Genomic DNA, 18,170 nt, shown 5'->3' on the forward strand with positions numbered 1-18,170 from the left:
GAGGACGGAAAAACCGAGGCGGGGCCTGAAAACGACAGGGCGGGGGGACCGGCTCGTCCGGGCCCGCCGCCCCGTTTATGTCGGTAGCCCCGCGGCGCTCCCCCTCAGGAGCCGTGCGCGGCTTCCTTCGCCGGAAGCCGCCTGTGGCCTCCCTCGTGAGGAGCCGCGTGTGGCTCTCTCCGCCTGGAGTCGTGCGCGGCTTCCCTCGTCAGGAGTCGCGCGTGGCTTCGCGCGTCACAGGAGTCGTGTGGCTTTCCGCGTCAGGAGTCGTGCGCCGCCGATCCTGGGGCGGAGCCGTTCACGACGAGCACGCGTGCGCGCTCGGGCACCTCTATGGCCGGGAACGTGCCGGTGTCGACGATCCCGTGCTCCCGGAACGCCGCCTCGATCAGCGCGTACGCCTGGGGTTCGAGCTTCCACAGCGCCCGCCACTCCTTCGCCACCATGAGCGGGATGCCCACCTCCTGGGCGATGTCGGCGGCCCGGGGGACGTACTTGCGGGCGATCTGCTGGTCCCAGTACTGCCGGGCGGCCCGGAGCTGGGCCGCGCGCTGGGCGGTGTCGACGGGCGGCGCCGGCTCGGCCGGGATGTCCTCTTCCTCGTCGTCGATCAGCTCGGCGATGGTGGGGGCGGTGGGAGCGGGCAGCGCCGGGGGAGCGGGCGGCTCGGGCTCGGGCGCCCAGGGGACCGGCGGAGCGAGGTCGATCAGCGCGGAGGTGTTGTAGAGCGCGCCGATCTGGGACAGCAGGGCTTCCTGCCGCTTCTCGTCCACGGCCAGGCCGGTGTATTCCACGGCCTGGTCCATCGCCTTGTCGAGCTTGGCCATCGCGACGCGCAGCTTGCGGTCGGACGCTCCGGCCTCGCGCAGCGCTCGGACCCGCTTGGCGGCCAGCGCCACCCTGGTCAGCCTGCGGTGGGCGTCCACCTCGCTCGCCGTACGGTCGCTCGCCTCGGCCAGTCCGATCCGGACCAGCACGCGCTCCGGGGTGAGCCGCCAGTTGATGCGGCCCCGGCCGGTGATGCGGACCCGTTCGATGGCCATGCCGCGCTCCCACAGCCAGGCGGCCACGAGCGGGGCGGCGAGACGGAAGACGGCCTCGGCGACGCTGCGGGCGTCCATGCTCGACAGGACGGCCGACAGGGACGTCAGCACCCACACGGCCAGGCCGTCGATGCCGGCCGAGTAGTTCTCCCGCATGTTGCGGCGCGCCCGTACGGCGCTGGTGATGACGGCGACCTCGATGAAGGCGAACAGCAGGAGCCGCAGCGGCCCGTCGAACCCGAGGACGTCGCCGGAGAAGCGCCACATGCCCTGGGCGGAGACGCCCGTGGCGATGCTGGCGGCGACGATGGTGAGAACGTCCTCGGTGGGCCGGCCGGCCGCCCAGCGGCGGAACAGGCGGATCAGGGCGCGCAGGGCGAAGAAGGCAAGGACCAGTAAGACCAAGGAGATGACGCTGATGATGATCGTTTCGACCGGATTGGCCGACACGAAGGCGGTGATTTGGTCAATGGGGGGCATCAGTCACGGTCTCTCGACGTCCGATGGTTTTCCTCGAGATCATCCCAGAATCGCGTCGCCCTTTGGTGCGAAACACGCCTCTCCGTGAACACGCCGTCGCCGCCGGTTCAACGGGAGTGTCGCCGCGGGGGGACATTGACCGGCCGGTGACCGCTACGTACGTTCCAGGCAGCGTGGAGGACAGGCATCGCCCGGAGGCGACGATGACAGAGCAGTCCGGCACCACATGGCCCTGGCCCGATCTTCCGCCCGGCCCCCTCGGAACCCCCTCGCCCGATCTCGCCCGCAGATGCGCGGAAGGCCCCATGGAGCGGGTCACGATGCCGAGCGGGGACCGGGTTCCGATGATCGTCAGGTATGAGGACGTCCGGACCGTGCTCACGTCCCCGGCGAGCAGCCGCAATCTGCGGGCGGCGAACCTGCCCAGGATGGTCGGCGGCACGAGCCTGGAGGACGACCCGGCGGCTCTGATCAACCAGGATGCGCCCGAGCACACCCGCTATCGGCGCATCATGCAGAGCACGTTCACTCCCCGGCAGATCGAGCGCTGGCGGCCCCGCGCTGCGGCCATCGCCGCGGAGCTGCTCGACGCGGCGGGGGAGGAGTTCGACGTGGTCGCCGACTTCGCGCTGCCGCTGCCCGCCCGGGTGATCTGCGAGGTGCTCGGCGTGCCGATGGACCGGTTCGAGCAGTTCCGCGGCTGGACGGAGATGTTCCTGTCCACCTCCGAGGCGAGCACGGAAGCCAGGGCCGAGGGGTTCACCGCGTTCATGGCGTACGCGCGGGACCTGATCGCGGAGCACCGGACCAGGCCGGGCGACGACCTCATCGACCTGCTCGTCTCGGCGCGCGACGGAGAGGACGCGCTGAGCGAGGACGAGCTGACCCACATGGTCTTCACACTGATCATGGCGGGGCACGAGACGACCGCCTCGATGATCATCCGAGGCGTGTTCCGCCTGTTGTGTCATCCTCGGCAGTACGCGGAGCTGGCCGCGCGCCCCGAGCTGCTGGAGGCCGCGGTGGAGGAGATCCTGCGGCACGAGGGTCCGGGCGGAAACGGTCCGCTGCGGCTCGTGACGGAGGACGTCGAGCTGTCCGGCGGCACCGTGCCGGCGGGGAGCGTCGTGCTGCCCAACCCGGCGGCGGCCAACCACGATCCCTCGGTCTTCGACGATCCGTGGCGTTTCGACATCCGGAGATTCGCGGGCTCCACGCCCGATCCGCACCTGGCGTTCGGCCACGGCCCCCACTATTGCCTGGGGGCGAACCTGGCCAGGATGGAGCTGCAGGAAGCGGTCCGCGCCCTGGTCACGCGGCTGCCGGGGCTGCGTCCGCAGGAGGATCTTTCGGGCGTGCGGTGGACCGACGACGGCTTGATCCACCGGCCGCGCCGGCTGCTGGTCAAGGCCGCCTGAACCACGCCTGGATCACGCCGCACGCCGGCCGCGCCGCCCCCTGGTCGGGGGCCCCTGGTCGGGGGGCCGTGGCAGCTTCGAGCACGGCCGAAGTCGGCCACGGCGGGGTGGGCGCCCGTCAGATGTCGAGGTTGAGGCGGGCGATGGGCTCCACGAGCTCCTCTTCCTCGTAGCGCAGGTGCGACAGCAACACGTCGGACAGCAGCTCCACCTGGTCGCGTACGCCGTCGAGCCGGTCGGGGTCCTCGATCATCGCGACGAGGGCGGCGTCCAACTGGGTCAGCACCCCGGCGATGACCTCGTGCTCCTCCTCAAGGCGGGCCACGACCGGCGCCAGCGACTTCTGCGCCGCGGCCAGCATCGGGAACATGTGCTCGTCCTCGATCGTGTGGTGAGTGGTCAGCAGACGGCAGTACGACGCGCAGAACGTGCCGAGTGTCCAGTAGTTCTGTCGCATGGTGAGCTCGTTGATCATGGAGCGGAGCGCGGCGGCGTCGGAGCGTCCCGCGGCGACCTGCTCCAGGGCGTCCCTGATCTGGGTCAGCTCTCGCCGCAGGTGGTCGTGGATGAGCACGAGCCGCTGGCCGTTCGCCTGCCGGCGCGGCGGGAGCGCGGAGATGTCGCGCTTGGGCAGCCGCGGCCGGGTGGCCTCGTCGAGCACCGCCCCCGCCTGCGCCCTGTTCGCCTGGGGTGCCTCCGCCTGGGGTGCCTCCGCGATCCCGATCGGGCCCTCGGCGTCCGGCCGCCGCTTCCGGGCGCGCTCCCGCGCCACGGCCTCGCGTACGGCGGGGGCGACCTCCTCGGCGAAGACCTTGAGGTCCCTGTCGTCGTCCACGGCCAGCACGAACACGCTCATTCCGTGGCCGAGCGCGAGCTCGGCGAGCTGCTCGGCCCACACGGTCGGCGGCCCGTCCAGGAACCCACCGCCAGCGGCGCCGGAGAACCGGCCCGCGATGTTGTAGACGCGGCGGATCTCGCCGGGGTCGCGCCCGGCCCGCTCGGCCGCGGCGTCCACGATCTCGCTCATCGCGCCCAGCTCGCCGGGCGCGGCGTACCCGGCCGAGGGCACCCACCCGTCGCCGAGACGCCCGGTCAGCTCAAGCATGCGCCGCTTGTACGCGCCGAGCCACAGCCCGATCGGATGTGGGGGGAACGGCCCCGGCCGTGCGCCCTCCAGCCGGTAGTGCCCGCCGTCGAGCCGTACGCCCTCGTCGCCCGGCGTCCACAGCGCGCGCAGGACCGTGATGGCCTCCTCCAGCGCGTCCACGGCCTCGCCGGGGCTGCGGCGGGGGCCGCCCATGGCGGCGATGCCGTCCCAGAACGCCCCGGAGCCGAGGCCCAGCTCGACCCGGCCTCCGCTCAGGATGTCGAGCGACGCGGCGGCCCTGGCGAGCACCGCCGGCGGGCGCAGCGGCAGGTTCACCACGTCGGGGAACAGCCGCACCCGCTCGGTGCGCCCCGCGAGCGTGGACAGCAGCGTCCAGGTGTCGAGGAACGCGGGCTGATAGGGGTGGTCCTGGATGCCGACGATGTCGAGCCCGATATCGTCGGCCAGCACGGCCTGCCGGACGATCCGGTGATGCCCCGCCGCGTCGGGCGTGAGGAACGCCCCGAACCACAGCTCATGTCCAAAGTCGGCCATTAAATCGCTACCTTTCCGCGTCTCGGACCGGGAGCCTACCTTCGTGAAAGGCGATATGACCCGCACCGTCCCCGGTGGCACCGTCCTGTCGGTCGTCATCGGCTCGCGCGCGTACGGGCTGGACACCGAGGAGTCGGACGTCGACCGGCGGGGCGTGTTCGTGACGCCCACCCCGATGTTCTGGCGGCTCGACAAGCCGCCCGACCATATGGAGGGGCCGCTGCCCGAGCAGTTCTCGTGGGAGGTCGAGCGGTTCTGCGTGCTCGCGCTGGAGGGCAACCCGACCGTGCTGGAGTGCCTGTGGTCGCCGCTGGTGGAGCTGGTCACCCCGGTGGGCGAGCGGCTGCTGGCGCTGCGCCCCGCGTTCCTGTCGGCGAAGGCGCAGCGGGCGTTCGCGGGATCGGCCGAACGGCAGTTCCGCCGTCTCGGGCCGCATGACCCGCCCTTGCCGGGCGGCGACGGCAGGCGGTGGAAGATGGCGATGCACATGATCCGGCTGCTGCTGGGCGCCGTCCATCTGGCCCGGCACGGGGAGCCGCTGATCGAGGTGGGCGCCCACCGCGACCGGCTGCTCGCCGTACGGCGGGGGGAGACGCCCTGGCCCGAGGTGCTGGCGTGGCGTGCGCGGCTGCTCGCCGAGCTGGAGGAACCGGCCGGAAGCGCGCTGCCCGCACGCCCCGACCGGGCGGCCGTCGAGGAGTTCCTGACCGACGTGCGGAGGTGCGCCCTGTGACTCCCGGCGTCGCGCAGACGACTCCTGGCGTCGCGGAGGCCGGTTCCATGACCGTGATCGAAGGAGAGAGGCCGTGACCGCCGTCCTGCCGTCCTGGCTGCCCGAGGTGGCCGCGGGTGAGCGGCACCCGCTCGCGTTCGCCACCGTGAGCGGCGCGCATCTGTACGGGTTCCCCTCCGTGGACTCGGACGTGGACCTGCGGGGCGTGCACGTGCTGCCGGCCGAGGAGGTCGTCGGCCTGCGCACGGGCGAGGAGACCGTGACCCGCTCGTGGATCCGCGAGGGCGTGGAGGTCGACCTCGTGACCCACGACCTCGCCAAGTTCTGCCGGCTGCTGCTGGGCCGCAACGGCTATGTGCTGGAGCAGCTCCTGTCGCCACTGGTCGTGACCACCTCCCCGCTGCACGAGGAGATGCGCGCCCTCGCGCGGGGCTGCCTCACCCGGCACCACGCCCACCACTACCTCGGGTTCGCGCGCACCCAGCGGCGGCTGTTCGACCGTACGGGGGAGCTGAAGCCGCTGCTCTACGCGTTCCGGGTGCTGCTGACGGGCGTCCATCTCATGCGTACGGGCGAGCTCGTCGCCGATCTCACGCTGCTCCTCGACGGCGGGCCGCCGTACCTGCCCGGCCTGGTGGAGGCCAAGCGGGCGGCCGAGCACGGCGGGATGCCGGACGGCGCGCCCGGCGCGGAACGGCTCGCGGCCGACCTCGACGCGCTCACCGCCCGCCTGGAGGAGGCCCGGGACGCCTCCGCGCTGCCGGACGCCCCCTCGGCCCACGACGCCCTGCACGATCTCGTCGTACGGACCCGGCTCGCCGGACGCCCATCGGGGGACTGAACGGTGAAACAGGACGCGGACGCGCGAACAACGCGGGGTCGCGCCCCATACACGGGGACCATCACGGATAATGGGCCAAGCCGCCATCATCCCAGGAGAACGCTTTGACCACTCAATTCGGCAAAGACAACCTCGACCTGGCCGCGAGCGCGGAGGCACTGGCCGACAGCGCGCCCACCGGATCTCTGCGCCACGCCGCCGCCAAGTCCGTCGCGATCACCTTCGCCACCACCCGCGACGCCGCCCAGGCCCGCAGCACTCTGAACGGCATCTCGCCCGACGACGTCCGGCAGGCCGCGCTGGAGATCTTCGAAGAGCTCTCCGCCCGCGCCGACTGATCGGCTCGCCACCCGCCGATCCCCGGCGGCGGCGCGAGGACGCCCTCGTAGGATCGGCGTGCCTGCCTCGCTATGGCGCGGGCGACCAGGCGATGACGGGCGGCCGGACGGCCGCGCACAGGGGACGCCCCTGCGCGTCGGTGAGCCCGAGCCGCCCGACCAGCGTGCCGGAGCCGATCGCGGCCTCGATGAGATCCGGTTCGAGCCGGTCGAGCATGAGCTTGGCCCGGCGGAACATCGTGAAGCCGCCGGCCGCGTCGAGCGTGCCCCAGCACAGGTAGACGAACCGGCCGCCCGGCCTGCCCTGGACGTACGGGCCGCGGATGTCCGCCGCGCCCTCGGCGGTCGTGGTCACCGTGCAGTCGAGCGTCCACTGCGCGGTCGCGGCGTCACCGGGCTGGAGATCGAGGATCTCGCCGGGGCGGTCCCGCCGCTGCACGCCCACGTGAATGCCGGAGTATCCCGGAAACCCGTCGCCCGGCGGGCAGGTGCGGCCGGGCAGATCAGTTGCCTCGATGCGGATGCGCATGCCCCATCCTCACAGACGCCCCCGACAGAATCCGCCGCCTTCGCCGGGCACCGTCCGGTTCTCCGCCGCGCCCTGCCGTGCACCCTGCCAAGAGAACCGTGCACCCTGCCAAGTGAACGGGGCCATGGTCTGCCTGCGAGGGATGGCCGCAGCGCGAAGAAGGCCGGTCCCGCGATCTCGGGTCCGGCCTTCGGATGCTGCGTGGTGGTGGGCGATACTGGGATTGAACCAGTGACCTCTTCCGTGTCAGGGAAGCGCTCTCCCGCTGAGCTAATCGCCCTTGGACGAACCAAGAGGTGGAGACGGGATTTGAACCCGTGTACGCGGCTTTGCAGGCCGCTGCCTCGCCTCTCGGCCACTCCACCGTGACAAGCTGCACAGTGTTCAGATCCGAGCGGAAGACGGGATTCGAACCCGCGACCCTCACCTTGGCAAGGTGATGCTCTACCACTGAGCCACTTCCGCGTCCCCGGCTCTGTCCGGCCGGGCTCACGGGGAAGACTTTATCGAATCTCCCGCCGACTCCCCAAATCAACCGCGTTCCCCCTGCTCAGGCCGCGAGTTCGGGCCGATGCTTCGAGCCCCGTCGAACCGTCCCCGCGTTAGCGTCGAAGCATGTCCGTGACACATGACCGCACACGCGCCGCCGCCGGGACCGCGCTGAAGCCCGGCGCTGCCGAGACCGCGCGGAACGCCGAGATCCCGGGGACCGCTGAGGTCCTGGGAGTAGCCGAGGCCGAGGGGGACGCCGACATCGCCCCCGTCGCGGCCCTGATCGCGGACGCCGCCCGGGCCGCCATGCTCACCGCGCTGCTCGACGGCAGGGCGCTGGCGGCGGGGGAGCTGGCAGCGATCGCCGGTGTGAGCGCCCCCACCGCGAGTTCGCACCTGGCCCGGCTCCTCGACGGCGGCCTGGTGACCGTGGTCAAGCAGGGGCGGCATCGCTACTACCGCCTCGCCGGTCCCGACGTCGCCCGCACCCTGGAGGTGCTGGCCCGGATCAGCGGGCGCGTCGCCGTACGGTCCCTGCGGCAGTCGCGGCAGGCCCGGCTGCTGCGTGAGACGCGCAGCTGCTACGACCACCTGGCCGGCCGCGTCGGGGTCGAACTGTACGACGCGCTGGTGCGCGAGGGGCGTCTGATCGAGGCGGACGGCGGCTGCCTGCTGACCGCGAGCGGCGCGGACGCGCTGGCGGAGCTTGGCGTGGATGTGGAGCGGGTGCGCCGCGCCCGCCGCAGGTTCGCCCCCGACTGCCTCGACTGGCTGGAGCGCCGCCCGCACCTGGGCGGGGCGCTCGGCGCCGCGGTGCTGGACCGGCTCCTGGCGCGGGAATGGCTGGTCCGGGGCACCGTGCCGCGCGCCCTGCGGCTGACCGGCGCGGGGCGGGAGGGACTGGAGAGGATCTTCGGATGTAAGGACCTAAGCTGAGATACGCTGGTTACTCGCTACGCGCAGAGGGCGCGAGCGGCACGACGTGAAAGAGTGGGACATGCGCGACAACGAGGTCGTGGCCGTCGGCCCGGGACCGCTCGCCTTCGACGACGTGGTCCGGGTCGCCAGGTACGGCGCCCAGGTCCGCCTGACCGACGACGCGATCGCCGAGATGTCCGCGTCGCGCGGGCGGGTTGAGGAGCTCGCGGAGTCCGACACCCCGGCCTACGGCGTCTCCACCGGTTTCGGCGCCCTCGCCACCCGCCACATCGACCCCTCGCTGCGCGCCCAGCTCCAGCGCAGCCTCATCCGCTCCCACGCGGCCGGTTCCGGGCCCGAGGTGGAGACCGAGGTCGTGCGGGCGATGATGCTGCTGCGGCTGCGTACGCTCGCCACCGGCCACACCGGCGTACGCCCGGCCACGGCCCGGGTGCTGGAGTCCCTGCTGAACGCCCGGCTCACCCCGGTCGTCCACGAGTACGGCAGCCTCGGCTGCTCGGGCGACCTCGCCCCGCTCTCCCACGTCGCCCTGACGATCATGGGCGAGGGCGTCGTGCGGGACGCCGAGGGACGCCTGCGGCCCGCCGCGGAGGCGCTCAAGGAGCACGGCGTCGAGCCCGTCGAGCTGGCCGCCAAGGAGGGGCTCGCGCTGATCAACGGCACCGACGGCATGCTCGGCATGCTGGTGCTCGCGCTGCACGACCTGTCGCGGCTCCTCACCACCGCCGACATCAGCGCCGCGATGAGCGTGGAGGCGCTGCTCGGCACCGACTACGTGTTCGCGGCCGACCTGCAGGCGCTGCGGCCCCATCCCGGCCAGGCCCTCGCGGCGGCCAACATGCGGACGCTGCTCGCGGACTCGGGCGTGATGGCCTCCCACCGCGACGGCTCCTGCACCCGGGTGCAGGACGCCTACTCGCTGCGCTGCGCCCCCCAGGTCGCCGGCGCCGCCAGGGACACCCTCGCGCACGCGTCGGCCGTCGCGGCCCGCGAGATCGCCAGCGCCATCGACAACCCCGTCGTGCTCGCCGACGGGCGTGTGGAGTCGAACGGCAACTTCCACGGCGCCCCGGTGGCGTACGTCCTGGACTTCCTGGCCATCGCGGTGGCCGACCTCGCGTCGATCGCCGAGCGGCGCACCGACCGCATGCTGGACGTGGCCCGCAGCCACGGCCTCCCGGCGTTCCTCGCCGACGACCCGGGCGTGGACTCCGGGCACATGATCGCGCAGTACACCCAGGCGGCGATCGTGTCCGAGCTCAAGCGGCTGGCGGTGCCGGCCAGTGTGGACTCGATCCCGAGCTCCGCGATGCAGGAGGACCACGTCTCGATGGGCTGGTCGGCGGGCCGCAAGCTGCGCCGCGCCGTCGACGGCCTCACCCGGGTGCTGGCGATCGAACTGCTGACCGCCGCCAGGGCGCTCGACCTACGCGCGCCGCACGTGCCCGCGCCGGGCACCGGCGCGGTCGTGGCGGCGCTGCGCGAGTCCGTCGCGGGGCCGGGGCAGGACCGCTTCCTCGCGCCGGAGATCGAGGCCGTCGTCCGGCTCGTGGAGAGCGGCGCCGTGGTCGCCGCCGCCGAGTCCGCCGTCGGCCCGCTGGACTGAGTCTCCTGGGCTGGGTCGTCTCCTGGGCTGGGTCTCCCGGACCGAGTTCTTCGGGCCGATGCCTCCATGTCGGTCAGGAACGTCCTGATGTGCCGGAACCGCCGGGGGCTTCCGCCGCCCGGGAGGCCGCGAACGGGACGACCGCGGTGAGGTCGTGCCCCGCCAGCCCGGCCGCGACCGCCCCCGCGAGCAGGTCACGGGCGGCGGCGGTCACCGTCTGGTGCATCCCCGGCCCCTCGGTGGCCAGCCGCAGGTCCTTGGCGGCCAGGCCGAGGGCGTACCTCGTCTCGAACGGGCCCGACTCGGCCACCGGCCGCAGCCGCTCCGCGAGCCCCGCCAGCGGCGTCGCCCCGAGGACGTCGAGGAGCGCGGTGCGGCCGACTCCGAGCTCGTCCGCGTAGGCCATCGTCTCCGCCAGCCCCACCTGGGCGGTCACCAGCGCGCTCATCACGGCGAGCTTGGTCGCGGCGCCCGATCCCGGCCCGCCCGCCTCGTGGACCGTCCCGAAGACGCGCAGCACGTCCGACACCCGGGCGAGGTCCGCCGGGCGGCCCCCGGCGAGCACGACCAGCGTTCCCTCGGCGGCCGGGCCCACGCTGCCGAGCACGGGGGCGTCGACCAGGCCCACGCCCTCGGGCAGCAGGCCGCTCAGGCTCCGCACCGCGTCAGGCCCGATCGTGGACATCTCCACCAGCACCGACCCCGGCCGCAGCCCCGGCAGCGCCGCCCGCACGACCTCGGACACCGCGTCCGGATCGCTCAGCATGGTGATCACGATGTCCGCTCCGGTGGCGGCCTCCGCGGCGGAGGGGGCCGCCTCGGCGCCCGGCACGTCCCGTGGCGTACGGTTCCACACGGTCACCTTGTGACCGGCCGCGACGAGGCGGCCGGCCATCGGGACACCCATACGCCCCAAACCAAGAAAAGCAATCATGTCCTGGACACTATTGGAGGAAAAAACCATTCCACCAGCGACTAGATTGCATGGCGACCATTCCCCTCCCTCATGGATCGGAGCATGTTCGACACCGACGCGCTTGTGCTGCTCGACGTCGTGGCCCGTACGGGATCGTTCACGGCCGCCGCGATACAGCTCAACTACACCCAGTCGGCCGTGTCCCGGCGCATCGCGTCCCTGGAGGCCCAGGCGGGCGGCCCGCTGTTCGCACGGCTGCCGCGAGGCGTGCGGCTGACGCCCGCGGGCCGCACGCTCCACCGTTACGCCCGCGAGGTGCTGGAGCGGCTCGGCCGGGGGGGGGAGGAGCTCGCCGCCATCCACAAGGGCAGCGGCGGGCGGCTGCGGGTCGGCGCGTTCGCCACGGCCAACGCCGTGCTGGTCCCCGCCGCTCTGCGCGAGCTGCGGGCCTCCCGCCCGGAGGTGTCGGTCAGCATGGTGGAGGGCCTGAGCACCGCGCTCATGGACGGGCTCGGCCGCGCGGAGATCGACATCGCGGTCGTGAGCGACTACCCCTCCGGGCTGGGCGCGGGTCCCGAGGTCGAGGTCACCCGCCTGATGGAGGACGAGCTGCTCGTCGCCCTCCCCGCCGACCACCCGCAGGCCGGGAAAGACCGGGTGGACCTGCGCGACCTGCGCGACGAGAGCTGGATCGAGGGCGCCCCTCCCGGCACCGTGACCATGCTCGGCGCCGCCTGCGCCCGGGCCGGCTTCGCTCCGAGGGTCGACCTGCGGATCGGGGAGTGGACCGGCAAGCTCGGCTACGTGGCCGCCGGGCTCGGGGTCACGCTGGTGCCCGCCATGGCCGCGCCCGCCGTACGCGGGGACGTGGCGCTGCGGTCGCTCGGCGAGTTCGCGCCGCGCCGCACCGTTTACGCGGCCCTGCCGCGTACGGCTCCGCTCCCCGCCGCCCGCGCGCTGCTCGGCCTGCTGGCCCGCGGAGCGGCCTGAGCGACGGCGTCCGCGTCACGGCATCGGCCGGCCGCCTGTTTCGCGGCGTCCGGCCGGCCGCGCACGGGACGGCCCGGGGGCGCGACAATGGACACGTGTACGACGCGTTCGCCCATATCGGAGGTCACCTGGCCACCGGCCTGCGGGAGGTGACCACCGATCTGGCCGCCCTCGACGGCTCCGGCTGGTGGGCCGTGGTGGCGTCGTACGAGGGGAAGGTCGTCTGCGCGCGCTTCGACGACGTGCGGCGCGCTCCGCTGCCCCGGCCGCGCGGCCCGTGGCGGGGACCCGGCCGCGACGCCTGGGCCACGTCCCTCGACCGGGAGGGATACGAGCGGGGCGTCCAGCGGATCAGGGACTACATCGAGCAGGGGGAGGTCTACCAGGCCAACCTCTGCCGCGTCCTGTCCGCGCCGCTGCCCTCGCCGGACGCGGACCCCCTCGCCCTCGCCGTACGGCTGGCCGAGGGCAACCCCGCGCCGTACGCGGCCGTCGTGGACGTGCCGGGGCTGACGGTCGTGTCGGCCTCGCCGGAGCTGTACCTGTCCAGGCGCGGCGAGGTGATCGAGTCGCGGCCGATCAAGGGCACCGGCGTGACGGCGGACGATCTCCTCGACAAGGACTACGCCGAAAACCTCATGATCGTCGACCTGGTCCGCAACGACCTCGGCCGCGTGGCGGAGGTAGGCTCTGTGACCGTGCCCTCGCTGTTCGCGGTCGAGGAGCACCCCGGGCTCGTGCACCTGGTGTCCACGGTGCGGGCGCGGCTGGACGGCGGCGCCGGCTGGCCGGAGCTGTTCGCCGCCACCTTCCCTCCGGGATCGGTGACCGGAGCGCCGAAGTCGTCGGCGCTGCGGATCATCAACGAGCTCGAACCGGAGCCCCGCGGGCCATACTGTGGGGCCGTGGGCTGGGTCGACGCCGACCGGCGCGAGGGGGCGCTGGCGGTCGGCATCCGCACCTTCTGGATCGAGCACGACACGATCCGGTTCGGTACGGGCGCGGGCATCACCTGGGGCTCCGACCCCGGGAGGGAATGGCGCGAAACCGAGCTCAAGGCCGCCCGGCTCATCGGCCTCGCTTCCGGAGGACGGTCCGAGGACGGGCCGCGACATCGGTAAGGAACGGAGCAGAGGATGTCTGTACCCATCTGGGTGAACGGGGAGCTGTACGAGCCCGACAAGGCCGTGATCTCGGTGTACGACCACGGGCTGATGGTCGGCGACGGCGTGTTCGAGACCGTCAAGGCGGTGAACGGGGAGTCCTTCGCGCTGACCCGCCACCTCGAGCGGCTGGCGCTGTCGGCCAAGCGCATGGACCTGCCCGAGCCCGATCTCGCCGCGATCGCCGACGGCGTGCGCCGCTGCCTGGAGGCCGCGCCGAAGTGGCCGCTGGCGCGCATCAGGATCACCTACACCAGCGGCCCGGGCCCGCTCGGCTCCGACCGGGGCGCGGCGGGCACGAACGCCATCGTCATCGTGGGCGAGCAGGCGCCGTTCCCCGCCACGGCCGACGTCACCGTCGTGCCCTGGCCCCGCAACGAGCGCGGCGCGCTGGCCGGCGTCAAGAGCACCTCCTACGGCGACAACGCCAAGGCCCTGGCGTACGCCAAGGAGCGCGGCGGCGCCGAGGCGATCTTCGAGAACCTCGCCGGGAACCTGTGCGAGGGCACCGGCAGCAACATCTTCATCGTCACCGGCGGGCGGCTGATCACCCCGACGCTCGCCTCCGGCTGCCTGGCCGGGATCACCCGCGCGCTCACCCTCGAATGGTGCGGCGGCGAGGAGGCCGACGTGCCCATCTCGGCGCTGTACGAGGCCGAGGAGGCCTTCCTCACCTCCACGACCCGCGACATCCAGCCGATCAGGGCCGTGGACGGGAAGGCGCTGCCGCAGGCGCCCGGACCGGTCACGCTGGCGGCCATGAAGGTCTTCGCCGAGCGTTCGGCCTCCGACCTCGACCCGTGATCGGTCAGTAGGAGTGCTGGCTCTGGGCGTTGAACTCGTCGAGGCGGACGGCCTTGGCGGGGTCGGTGCGGGGATCGTCCAGACGCAGCACGTCGAGGCCCTTGGTGATGTCGCTGGAGTAGATGTAGCCGTTGTAGTAGTAGGCCGACCATGAGCCGCCGAGATGCAGATCCGGCGCCAGCGGCCCGCGCTCGAAGTAGGCGATCTCCTGCGGGTGGGCGGAGTCGGTGAAGTCCCAGACCGAGACTCCGCCCATGTACCAGCCCTGCACCATCACGTCGCGGCCCGGCACGGGCACCAGCGCGCCGTTGTGGGCCACGCAGTTCTCCTCGTCGCTCTGGGCCCGGGGGATCTTGAAGTAGCCCTGCCGGACGAGCTTGCGCTCCGGCGTCAGCGCGTAGATCGCGTCCGCGCCCTTGGTCGCGCTGACCGAGGGCAGGCAGGTGGCGGCCATCCCGCCGCCCAGCTCGTCGCTGAAGACGACCTTCGTGCCGTCGTTGCTGAACGTGGCCGAGTGCCAGATCGAGAAGTTCTTCTCGTCGCGTACGGTCTGCAGCAGCCTGGGGCGCACCGGGTCGGAGATGTCCAGCAGCACGCCGTCGCCGAAGCAGGCGCCCGCGGCCAGGTTCTTCTCCGGGTAGACGGTGATGTCGTGGCAGCCGCCCGCCGAGGTCTCGCCCTGCGGCCTGCCCGCGAACAGCTCCGGCTTGGCCACGACCCGCGCCTTGCCGGGATCGGCGACGGGAACCTCCACGATCGAGATGTTCTGATGGGGTGGCGGGCAGCCCGTCGTTTCCGACGCCGGGCCGGGGGAGGAGACGTACAGGTAGAGCGTGCCGGCGTCCTCCCCCGGCACGATGGCGTGCGTGTGGGAGCCGCACTCCGTGCGTACGGACTTCAGGTAGCGCGGATGGGTCTTGTCGGAGATGTCGAAGACGCGGATGCCCTCCCACTCTCCCGATGCCGACGGGTCCCCGGCGTCGCTCGCGCAGGTGTCGTCCGTACGGGGCTCGTCCACCGACAGGAACAGCAGGTCGCCGGAGACCGAGATGTCGTTCTGCCCGCCGGGGCACTCGACCCGGGCGACCGCCTTGGGGTGCTCGGGGTCGCCGATGTCGTGCACCGTGAAGCCCTTGTAGTTGCCCACGAACGCGTAGCGGCCCTGGAACGCCATGTCGGTGCCCCAGTCCTCCGGGCCGTCGAACGGCGCCGCCAGGGGGACGTTGGCGACCAGCGTCATGTTGGGGCTGTGCCGGATCTCGTCCCGGCCCGGGATGCCGGTCGGAGCGGCCTGCGGGGACGGCGCGGATTCGCCGGAGGAGCAGGCCGCGGCCAGGAGGAGGGCGGACGCCACCAGCGCGGTCTTCAGCCTCGGTCTGCTCACGTCGCCCCCATGTCGGTGGATCATCGCCCACTATGGAAGTTATGTCGAGCCCGCGGCCGCTGTTGACCGGATTGGTAACGGTTGTGCTGGCAGTTGCGCCGGTGCTGGCGGCCTGCTCGTCCGAGGTCGCCCCGCCGGCGCACGCCGACGCCCCGGTGATCGTCCCCGGCGCTCCCGGGCAGTCCGGGTCCGCCCCGGCCCGCTCACCGGCGCAGGCGGGGCCCGTGGCGGCCGACGTACGGTTCGCCGAGGCGATGATCCCGCACCACCGGCAGGCGCTGGAGATGGCGGGGCTGGCCGCGGCGCGGACCGGCGACCCGCTGGTGACGGCGGTGGCCGAACGCGTGCTGGACGCGCAGCGCCCGGAGATCGCCGTCATGGAGTCGTGGCTGCGGGGCCTCGGCCGCACCGCGCCGCCCGCGCACGACCACGGGCCGGGCGGCTACGGAATGGCCGGCGAGGAGGAGCTCAACCGGCTGCGTACGGCACGCGGGCGCGACTTCGACACGCTGTTCCTCACGCTGATGATCCGGCACCACGAGGGCGCGGTGACCATGGCGGCGCAGGAACTGCGCCGGGGACGCGACCGGGCCATGCGGACGATGGCCCAGGACGTCCTCAGCGGCCAGCAGATCGAGATCGCCCGGATGCGAGGGATCCAGCGGAGGCTGGGTCAGTTGTTCTAGGAGCTCCAGAGCATGTTGGTGAGCTCCTCGTCCAGGTCCATGAAGTCGGTCTCACGACCGGCGGGGACGAGCTCGTAGGTCCGATGCAGGAACTCGGTGAGGGGGGCCAGGGGCACCTCGAACAGGGCCTGGCCGAAGGGCGAGGTGAGGCTGATGTTGAGCGTCCGCTCGCCGTCCGAACGGGCAGGCCAGACCTGTACGTCGCCGTCACCAACGCGCCGCACGATGCCCACGGTCAGCAGCTCGCGGGCGAAGATCCACTCGACCGGCTCGTCATTCCCCACGTGAAACGCCATCCGGATGGCATACGGATCCTCGGCCGTATAACTCAGGCCGGCGAGCAGGGGGACGGTCGTACGGTCGGGGACCACAAGCCGAAGGCCTAGCTCGGCAGAGACGGTGGTGCTGTTCATCGTCAGCCAAACCTTTTCGTCGTCGGGTCCCCTGTCAGGGGCTTTCACTGCGTCTTCACTGTGCGGTCGGGCCTCGCCGGGCGCTCGTGCTACGAGACGAACGAAGAGACCCGTAGGAAAGATTCCGCCTCCAGGCCCTTCTGTAACGCACATCACAGCTTGACATTCGGTCATCTACCAGCTCAAACATCACCAACAGGCTTGTCCTTACCTCTGCTTTGCGTGTCGGCGGGGCCGCGTCGGCGATGCCATTGCGGGCGAATGATCTCAGGTCGTGCGTATAGGTCGAGCATGGAGCATCACGATGCTATGACACCACACCCCCACGCCGGGGACGCTCTGGCGAACCTTTCGAAGGTGTTGACGAAGGCGGGACGATCGAGCCGACCGGGCCGCGCTTTCGCCATCACCCCCTCGAGTGCGGTATGGTTTTCCCCGTCGGCGCCGCGAGGCGCAGACGAACCCGGGCGATTAGCTCAGCGGGAGAGCGCTTCGTTCACACCGAAGAGGTCACTGGTTCGATCCCAGTATCGCCCACCACGTTCGTGCAGATCAGGAGGCCGGGCCGCTATCCAGCGGACCGGCCTTTTGCTTTGCCTGAGTGACCACCGTTTCGGTGGCTCGCCGTTCCACGGATCGGTTGCACCATCAGCCCATCCAGTGGAACCAGACGTCGAAGATCGAATAGTGCGGCCCGTCGCCGAGGCTCGTACCGATCTTCAGGCGGGGCAAGGCCGGGTGAAACATTCGCGGTGCCGCACCTGCGACCGTGGTGTCCGATTCTGTCCCGGTCCGGGCAGGAGGCGGTTGGCGAGGCCGAGGCGACGAGCTCGCGGCCAGAAGCCGGTTCTCGCGTTGAAGGAGCGGTTTTCTGTGCCGGAGGAGAACCTGGGAGATCGCGAGAGGTGGCTTGGTCCTATTCGCGGACCCGGCGAAGCGTGCGGGCGTACGCTTACGGCATGAGCCAGACCATCTCCTTGACCGCGACCGTCACCCCCGACGAAGAGGGTTGGTACGTCGCGCGCTGCGTTCAAGTCGAGGTGGCCAGTCAGGGCCGGACGGTTGACGAGGCCCTGGCCAGCCTCCGCGACGCCCTGGAGCTCTACTTCGAGGACGAGCCCCTTCCCCAGACCCCGCAGCAGCCGATCGTGGCGCCGATCGAGATTCGTCGCTCGGCATGAGCCCGCGCCAGTTTCCGATTTGCTCGGGCACTGACGTCGTGCGTGCGCTGGAGAAGTGTGGCTTTGAGGTCGTGACCACCAGGGGCAGCCATTGCAAGCTGCGCCATATCGCCGAAGACTAGACTCGCACAGTGATCGTGCCATTGCACGACACTCTGGCCGTCGGCACGCTCGCCTCCATCGTGCGGCAGGCCGGCCTTACTTCCGAGCGCCTACGCGATCTGCTCTGATCATGCGGCCCCTCCGTGTTCCTTCGACAGCCCCTGTCACCGGTGCGCGGCGGACCGTTGGGGGACGAACTGAGTGACAACAACCATGGACGCCCGTAGATCCGTACGGACGCACGCCCGTACCCCACGGCTGCCCGCCCCAGCCGTAGGGTTCCGGCGTCAAGGTCGACCGCGTGCACCTCGTCTAAGCCGGAGCAATGCTTAGAACCTGTGGATCTTCAGGGAAGGGGTGTACCTTCCCGATGATCATGTAGGTCTCATGCATGACCGACGCGCCAACGTCGGTCGGGAAGGCACACCCGTGCTCACCGTAGTCCCTGACCCCGCTGACGGCGACCGCCG

The 18,170-nt window shown here is 71.8% G+C and carries 19 protein-coding genes and 4 tRNA genes; 14 read left to right on the forward strand and 9 right to left on the reverse strand.

The window, feature by feature from the left end; all coding sequences use genetic code 11:
- Window positions 1-260: 260 nt before the first annotated feature.
- Window positions 261-1,523: a hypothetical protein gene (locus FLV34_RS23925; RefSeq protein ID WP_142650416.1), complete on the reverse strand. Its 1,263-nt coding sequence runs from the start codon at window positions 1,521-1,523 to the stop codon at window positions 261-263.
- Between the two features lie 203 nt (window positions 1,524-1,726).
- Between FLV34_RS23925 and FLV34_RS23930 the strand changes: the two genes are divergently transcribed.
- Complete coding sequence (locus FLV34_RS23930; RefSeq protein ID WP_147944098.1) at window positions 1,727-2,941, forward strand: cytochrome P450; 1,215 nt, start codon at window positions 1,727-1,729, stop codon at window positions 2,939-2,941.
- 118 nt (window positions 2,942-3,059) lie between these two features.
- On the opposite strand, the gene FLV34_RS23935 is transcribed toward FLV34_RS23930, so the two are convergent.
- The gene (locus FLV34_RS23935; RefSeq protein ID WP_147944099.1) at window positions 3,060-4,583 is read right to left on the reverse strand and encodes an LLM class flavin-dependent oxidoreductase; all 1,524 of its coding nucleotides are present in this window, start codon (window positions 4,581-4,583) and stop codon (window positions 3,060-3,062) included.
- Window positions 4,584-4,638: 55 nt separating this feature from the next.
- Here FLV34_RS23935 and FLV34_RS23940 point away from each other — a divergent pair, with 55 nt between their 5' ends.
- The 3 genes from FLV34_RS23940 to FLV34_RS23950 all read left to right on the forward strand — a co-directional run bounded on the left by FLV34_RS23940 (window position 4,639) and on the right by FLV34_RS23950 (window position 6,495).
- On the forward strand, window positions 4,639-5,316 hold the full coding sequence (locus tag FLV34_RS23940; RefSeq protein ID WP_147944100.1) for a nucleotidyltransferase domain-containing protein: 678 nt from the start codon (window positions 4,639-4,641) through the stop codon (window positions 5,314-5,316).
- Between the two features lie 73 nt (window positions 5,317-5,389).
- A complete protein-coding gene (locus FLV34_RS23945; protein ID WP_142650443.1) occupies window positions 5,390-6,157 on the forward strand; it encodes a nucleotidyltransferase domain-containing protein in 768 nt (255 codons plus the stop codon).
- 104 nt (window positions 6,158-6,261) lie between these two features.
- Entirely contained in the window at window positions 6,262-6,495 is a 234-nt protein-coding gene (locus tag FLV34_RS23950; RefSeq protein ID WP_142650419.1) for a hypothetical protein, read from the forward strand.
- Window positions 6,496-6,565: 70 nt separating this feature from the next.
- On the opposite strand, the gene FLV34_RS23955 is transcribed toward FLV34_RS23950, so the two are convergent.
- The 4 genes from FLV34_RS23955 to FLV34_RS23970 form a co-directional block, all read right to left on the reverse strand.
- Window positions 6,566-7,024 carry a DUF5990 family protein gene (locus tag FLV34_RS23955; protein WP_142650420.1) on the reverse strand — a complete coding sequence of 153 codons (459 nt, stop codon included), beginning with the start codon at window positions 7,022-7,024 and terminating at the stop codon, window positions 6,566-6,568.
- Window positions 7,025-7,229: 205 nt separating this feature from the next.
- Window positions 7,230-7,304: transfer RNA gene (locus tag FLV34_RS23960), tRNA-Val, on the reverse strand.
- A 14-nt stretch (window positions 7,305-7,318) separates the two neighbouring features.
- Window positions 7,319-7,389, reverse strand: a tRNA-Cys gene (locus FLV34_RS23965).
- A 28-nt stretch (window positions 7,390-7,417) separates the two neighbouring features.
- Window positions 7,418-7,489: transfer RNA gene (locus FLV34_RS23970), tRNA-Gly, on the reverse strand.
- Between the two features lie 150 nt (window positions 7,490-7,639).
- On the opposite strand from FLV34_RS23970, the gene FLV34_RS23975 reads away from it, so the two are divergent.
- Both FLV34_RS23975 and hutH read left to right on the forward strand, forming a co-directional pair.
- Window positions 7,640-8,452 (forward strand): helix-turn-helix transcriptional regulator, encoded by an 813-nt coding sequence (locus tag FLV34_RS23975; protein ID WP_147944101.1) that lies wholly within the window; start codon window positions 7,640-7,642, stop codon window positions 8,450-8,452.
- Between the two features lie 61 nt (window positions 8,453-8,513).
- Window positions 8,514-10,061, forward strand: coding sequence for a histidine ammonia-lyase (gene hutH, locus FLV34_RS23980; RefSeq protein ID WP_142650422.1), 1,548 nt, complete (start codon window positions 8,514-8,516; stop codon window positions 10,059-10,061).
- Window positions 10,062-10,134: 73 nt separating this feature from the next.
- Here the strand turns inward: hutH and FLV34_RS23985 are convergent, their stop codons facing one another.
- Entirely contained in the window at window positions 10,135-11,025 is an 891-nt protein-coding gene (locus tag FLV34_RS23985) for an NAD(P)-dependent oxidoreductase (RefSeq protein ID WP_260617433.1), read from the reverse strand.
- A 54-nt stretch (window positions 11,026-11,079) separates the two neighbouring features.
- Between FLV34_RS23985 and FLV34_RS23990 the strand changes: the two genes are divergently transcribed.
- From FLV34_RS23990 to FLV34_RS24000, 3 genes are all read left to right on the forward strand, one after another.
- On the forward strand, window positions 11,080-11,967 hold the full coding sequence (locus FLV34_RS23990) for a LysR family transcriptional regulator (protein WP_147944102.1): 888 nt from the start codon (window positions 11,080-11,082) through the stop codon (window positions 11,965-11,967).
- Between the two features lie 95 nt (window positions 11,968-12,062).
- The gene (locus FLV34_RS23995; RefSeq protein ID WP_147944103.1) at window positions 12,063-13,088 is read left to right on the forward strand and encodes a chorismate-binding protein; all 1,026 of its coding nucleotides are present in this window, start codon (window positions 12,063-12,065) and stop codon (window positions 13,086-13,088) included.
- 15 nt (window positions 13,089-13,103) lie between these two features.
- On the forward strand, window positions 13,104-13,934 hold the full coding sequence (locus FLV34_RS24000) for an aminotransferase class IV (RefSeq protein ID WP_147944104.1): 831 nt from the start codon (window positions 13,104-13,106) through the stop codon (window positions 13,932-13,934).
- 4 nt (window positions 13,935-13,938) lie between these two features.
- On the opposite strand, the gene FLV34_RS24005 is transcribed toward FLV34_RS24000, so the two are convergent.
- On the reverse strand, window positions 13,939-15,318 hold the full coding sequence (locus tag FLV34_RS24005; protein ID WP_222709599.1) for an LVIVD repeat-containing protein: 1,380 nt from the start codon (window positions 15,316-15,318) through the stop codon (window positions 13,939-13,941).
- Between the two features lie 83 nt (window positions 15,319-15,401).
- Between FLV34_RS24005 and FLV34_RS24010 the strand changes: the two genes are divergently transcribed.
- Window positions 15,402-16,004, forward strand: coding sequence for a DUF305 domain-containing protein (locus tag FLV34_RS24010; protein ID WP_260617434.1), 603 nt, complete (start codon window positions 15,402-15,404; stop codon window positions 16,002-16,004).
- Here the strand turns inward: FLV34_RS24010 and FLV34_RS24015 are convergent.
- On the reverse strand, window positions 16,001-16,417 hold the full coding sequence (locus tag FLV34_RS24015) for an SsgA family sporulation/cell division regulator (RefSeq protein ID WP_036329836.1): 417 nt from the start codon (window positions 16,415-16,417) through the stop codon (window positions 16,001-16,003). The genes FLV34_RS24010 and FLV34_RS24015 overlap by 4 nt on opposite strands.
- Before the next feature lie 465 nt (window positions 16,418-16,882).
- On the opposite strand from FLV34_RS24015, the gene FLV34_RS24020 reads away from it, so the two are divergent.
- From FLV34_RS24020 to FLV34_RS42640, 4 genes are all read left to right on the forward strand, one after another.
- A tRNA-Val gene (locus tag FLV34_RS24020) sits at window positions 16,883-16,957 on the forward strand.
- Between the two features lie 419 nt (window positions 16,958-17,376).
- On the forward strand, window positions 17,377-17,598 hold the full coding sequence (locus FLV34_RS24025; RefSeq protein WP_147944106.1) for a type II toxin-antitoxin system HicB family antitoxin: 222 nt from the start codon (window positions 17,377-17,379) through the stop codon (window positions 17,596-17,598).
- Window positions 17,595-17,720 (forward strand): type II toxin-antitoxin system HicA family toxin, encoded by a 126-nt coding sequence (locus FLV34_RS43430; protein WP_222709600.1) that lies wholly within the window; start codon window positions 17,595-17,597, stop codon window positions 17,718-17,720. Before FLV34_RS24025 ends, FLV34_RS43430 begins: the two co-directional genes overlap by 4 nt.
- A gap of 9 nt (window positions 17,721-17,729) precedes the next feature.
- Complete coding sequence (locus tag FLV34_RS42640) at window positions 17,730-17,828, forward strand: type II toxin-antitoxin system HicA family toxin (protein ID WP_210157134.1); 99 nt, start codon at window positions 17,730-17,732, stop codon at window positions 17,826-17,828.
- Window positions 17,829-18,170 lie beyond the last annotated feature (342 nt).

It is taken from the genome of Microbispora sp. CSR-4, from assembly GCF_008033685.1.
In the GTDB taxonomy this organism is placed as follows: Bacteria; Actinomycetota; Actinomycetes; order Streptosporangiales; family Streptosporangiaceae; genus Microbispora.

What these genes read in the sequence shown, in the direction of transcription:
- FLV34_RS23985 (WP_260617433.1), bottom strand. Translation starts at nt 11,025, where the DNA reads ATGGTTTTTTCCTCCAATAGTGTCCAGGACATGATTGCTTTTCTTGGT.
- FLV34_RS23955 (WP_142650420.1), bottom strand. Translation starts at nt 7,024, where the DNA reads ATGCGCATCCGCATCGAGGCAACTGATCTGCCCGGCCGCACCTGCCCG.
- FLV34_RS23930 (WP_147944098.1), top strand. Translation starts at nt 1,727, where the DNA reads ATGACAGAGCAGTCCGGCACCACATGGCCCTGGCCCGATCTTCCGCCC.
- FLV34_RS23990 (WP_147944102.1), top strand. Translation starts at nt 11,080, where the DNA reads ATGTTCGACACCGACGCGCTTGTGCTGCTCGACGTCGTGGCCCGTACG.
- FLV34_RS24015 (WP_036329836.1), bottom strand. Translation starts at nt 16,417, where the DNA reads ATGAACAGCACCACCGTCTCTGCCGAGCTAGGCCTTCGGCTTGTGGTC.
- FLV34_RS43430 (WP_222709600.1), top strand. Translation starts at nt 17,595, where the DNA reads ATGAGCCCGCGCCAGTTTCCGATTTGCTCGGGCACTGACGTCGTGCGT.
- FLV34_RS24000 (WP_147944104.1), top strand. Translation starts at nt 13,104, where the DNA reads ATGTCTGTACCCATCTGGGTGAACGGGGAGCTGTACGAGCCCGACAAG.
- FLV34_RS23935 (WP_147944099.1), bottom strand. Translation starts at nt 4,583, where the DNA reads ATGGCCGACTTTGGACATGAGCTGTGGTTCGGGGCGTTCCTCACGCCC.
- FLV34_RS23975 (WP_147944101.1), top strand. Translation starts at nt 7,640, where the DNA reads ATGTCCGTGACACATGACCGCACACGCGCCGCCGCCGGGACCGCGCTG.
- hutH (WP_142650422.1), top strand. Translation starts at nt 8,514, where the DNA reads ATGCGCGACAACGAGGTCGTGGCCGTCGGCCCGGGACCGCTCGCCTTC.
- FLV34_RS23925 (WP_142650416.1), bottom strand. Translation starts at nt 1,523, where the DNA reads ATGCCCCCCATTGACCAAATCACCGCCTTCGTGTCGGCCAATCCGGTC.
- FLV34_RS24025 (WP_147944106.1), top strand. Translation starts at nt 17,377, where the DNA reads ATGAGCCAGACCATCTCCTTGACCGCGACCGTCACCCCCGACGAAGAG.
- FLV34_RS23940 (WP_147944100.1), top strand. Translation starts at nt 4,639, where the DNA reads ATGACCCGCACCGTCCCCGGTGGCACCGTCCTGTCGGTCGTCATCGGC.